Origin of the sequence: Klebsiella sp. MS 92-3 (assembly GCF_000195655.1) — a bacterium.
GTDB lineage: Bacteria > Pseudomonadota > Gammaproteobacteria > Enterobacterales > Enterobacteriaceae > Klebsiella > Klebsiella pneumoniae.
Window position 1 is genome coordinate 1 of sequence record NZ_GL882798.1, and the last position, 523, is coordinate 523.

General features: G+C 56.0%; 1 protein-coding gene. It reads right to left on the minus strand.

What is annotated here, in order from left to right:
- A partial coding sequence (locus HMPREF9538_RS15980; protein ID WP_009484824.1) for a relaxase/mobilization nuclease domain-containing protein occupies positions 1-523 on the minus strand: 523 nt, incomplete at both ends.

Genomic DNA, 523 nt, shown 5'->3' on the forward strand with positions numbered 1-523 from the left:
CTTCAAGCCCCGCCTCTGTGAGCGCCTGAATCACATCCTGACGGCCTTTTATCTCTCCGGCATGGTAAAGTGCGTCTATACCGCGTGTAACGCTCTCAGCAAGTGCCTGTTTCGTTTCCGGCAGGTTATCAGGAAGGGTCAGCGTCCGGCGGTTCTCCGGGGCGTTGGGGTCATGCAGTCCGTAATGGTGATTCACCAGCGTCTGCCAGGCATCAATTCTCGGCCTGTCTGCGCGGTCGTAGTACGGCTGGAGACGTTTTCCGGTCTGTAGCTCCATGTTCGGAATGACAAAATTCAGCTCAAGCCGTCCCTTGTCCTGGTGCTCCACCCACAGGATGCTGTACTGATTTTTTTCGAGACCGGGCATCAGTACACGCTCAAAGCTCGCCATCACTTTTTCACGTCCTCCCGGCGGCAGTTCCTTCTCCGCGAACGACAGAACACCGGACGTGTATTTCTTCGCAAATGGCGTGGCATCGATGAGTTCCCGGACTTCTTCCGGATTACCCTGAAGCACCGTTGC